The sequence below is a fragment of the Corynebacterium gottingense genome, assembly GCF_003693265.1.
Lineage (GTDB): Bacteria > Actinomycetota > Actinomycetes > Mycobacteriales > Mycobacteriaceae > Corynebacterium > Corynebacterium gottingense.
In genome coordinates this window covers 1-2328 of the sequence record NZ_RDRE01000088.1, presented here as the reverse complement: position 1 = coordinate 2328, position 2328 = coordinate 1, and the positions used below count along the sequence as shown (strand labels likewise).

Annotated in this window: 3 protein-coding genes; 2 read left to right on the top strand and 1 reads right to left on the bottom strand. The window is 66.7% G+C overall.

The genetic code is table 11. The annotated features are described in order from the left end of the window. Positions 1-78: 78 nt before the first annotated feature. On the bottom strand, positions 79-846 hold the full coding sequence (locus EAW56_RS11755; protein ID WP_095546245.1) for an IclR family transcriptional regulator domain-containing protein: 768 nt from the start codon (positions 844-846) through the stop codon (positions 79-81). A 151-nt stretch (positions 847-997) separates the two neighbouring features. On the opposite strand from EAW56_RS11755, the gene EAW56_RS11750 reads away from it, so the two are divergent. Both EAW56_RS11750 and EAW56_RS11745 read left to right on the top strand, forming a co-directional pair. After that, a complete protein-coding gene (locus EAW56_RS11750; protein ID WP_095278995.1) occupies positions 998-1741 on the top strand; it encodes a CoA transferase subunit A in 744 nt (247 codons plus the stop codon). Beyond that, on the top strand, positions 1742-2328 hold a 587-nt coding region (locus EAW56_RS11745), incomplete at its 3' end, for a 3-oxoacid CoA-transferase subunit B (RefSeq protein WP_122086740.1).

The window sequence follows — 2328 nt, the reverse complement described above, 5'->3', positions numbered from 1 at the left end:
CCGCCGTAGCGGCCCACGGCGGTGCGCTTGGGGTGGCAGATGACAATTTCGGGCTGGTTCATGAGGGGTCCTTTCGGGTTAAGCGTTGGCGTGCGTGGCCACGAGGTCGCGGGTGATGGCGTCCGCGGTGTCCACGAGCTTGGGTAGGAGGGAGTCCACGAGCTCCTCGTATGGGTGGGCGGCCACGTGGGTGGAGACGTTGACGGCGGCGACGGTGGCGCCGGTGGCGTCGCGCACCGGGGCGGCGATGGAGCGCAGCCCCGCCTCGAGCTCCTGGTCCACGACGCACCACCCGGCATCGCGGATGTTGCGCAGGGCGGCGCGTAGTGTGTCCGGGTCCGTGATGGTGGATGGCGTGATGGCCTCGAGCGGGCGGGCGAGGAAGTGGTCCACGGTGGCGTCGTCAAGCCCGGCCATCATGACGCGGCCCATCGAGGTGGCGTGCGCCGGGAAGCGGGTGCCGATGGTGATGTTCACGCTCATGATGCGGTGGGCCGCGGAGCGCGCGACGTAGACCACGTCGGTGCCGTCGAGCACGGAGAGCGAGCAGGACTCGTTGAGCGTGCGCGACAGCGCCTCGAGGTGTGGCTGCGCGATGGTGGGCAGCCCCAGGCTGGACAGGTACGCGTACCCCAGCTCGAGCATCTTCGGTGTGAGCCAGAACTCCGCGCCGTCGGTGGCGGCGTAGCCCTCGGCGATAAGCGTGTGCAGGAACCGGCGCGTGGTTGCGCGCGCCAGCCCCGTCGCATCGGCCACCTGTGCGAGGCTGCGGCGGGGGTGCTCGGCGTCGAAGGCGCGGATGACCGCAAGGCCGCGGATCAGCGACTGTACGGTTTGGACTTGCATCGTATCTCCTTTGCACAGGTCAAGGGCGCTTTTCGACGCCATGTTGTCGGCCACATTACGTACTCTAATGTGCGCCATGCCCCACGATAGCGCAAAACCGTTCGCTTTGTGAACCCTTGTGCAGGAGTCGAACGCCCGCTAGGGTGGAGCCATGCTGAACAAAGTTGTGACAAACATCGACGAGGCGGTTGCCGACATCGGTGACGGCGCCTCGATCGCCGTTGGCGGTTTTGGCCTCGTCGGCATCCCTGCCCGGCTCATTGACGCGCTGCGCAAGCAGGGCGCGAGCGAATTGACCATCATCTCGAACAACCTGGGTACCGACGGCTTCGGTCTGGGCCTCCTCCTGCAGGACGGCAAGATCGCCCGCTCCATCGGCTCCTACCTGGGCACCAATAAGGAGTATGCGCGCCAGTACCTGGAGGGCGAGCTCACCGTCGAGTTCACCCCGCAGGGCACGCTCGCCGAGCGCATGCGTGCCGGCGGTGCGGGCGTGCCCGCGTTTTACACCAAGGCCGGGGTGGGTACCCCGCTGGCCAACGGCGAGATCCCGGTGCGCTACAACCCGGACGGCACCATCGCCGAGTACTCCACGCCGAAGGAGATCCGCGAGTTTGGCGGCGAGCAGTACGTGCTGGAGGAGGCGCTGACCCCTGACTTCGCCTTCGTTCACGCGCACACCGCGGACCGCTACGGCAACCTCGTCTTCAACAAGACGGCCCGCAACTTCAACCCCGACGTTGCCGCCTGCGGCAAGGTCACCATCGTCCAGGCGGAGCACGTCGTGGACACGATCGAGCCGGCGGATGTGGACCTGCCCGGCATCTACGTCGACCGCGTGGTGGAGGTCGGCCCGCAGGAAACAGGCATCGAGTTTAGGACGGTGAGCAAGTAAATGAGCTGGAACCGCGAAGAAATGGCGGCGCGCGCGGCGAAGGAGCTGCGCGACGGCCAGTACGTCAACCTTGGGATCGGCATGCCCACGCTGATCCCGGGCTACCTGCCCGAGGGGCTCGAGGTGGTCCTGCACTCCGAGAACGGCATCCTGGGCGTGGGCGCGTACCCGCAGGACGGCGAGGTGGACCCGGAGCTGATCAACGCTGGTAAGGAGACCATTACGGTCGCGCCGGGCGGCTCCTTCTTCTCCTCCTCAGACTCCTTCGGCATGATCCGCTCCCGCGCGATTGATGTGGCGGTCCTTGGCGCGATGGAGGTCTCCCAGTACGGCGACCTGGCCAACTGGATGATCCCGGGCAAGATGGTCAAGGGGATGGGCGGCGCGATGGACCTGGTGCACGGCGCGAAGGAGATCATCCTGCTCATGGAACACACCACCAAGAAGGGTGCGTCCAAGGTGCTCGAGGAGTGCCGCCTCCCGCTCACCGGCGCGAAGTGCGTCGACCTCATCATTACCAACCTCGCCGTGTTCAAGGTTGACCCGAAGAACGGCCTGACCCTCGTCGAGGTCGCCCCGGGCGAGAC

What these genes read in the sequence shown, in the direction of transcription:
- EAW56_RS11755 (WP_095546245.1), bottom strand. Translation starts at nt 846, where the DNA reads ATGCAAGTCCAAACCGTACAGTCGCTGATCCGCGGCCTTGCGGTCATC.
- EAW56_RS11750 (WP_095278995.1), top strand. Translation starts at nt 998, where the DNA reads ATGCTGAACAAAGTTGTGACAAACATCGACGAGGCGGTTGCCGACATC.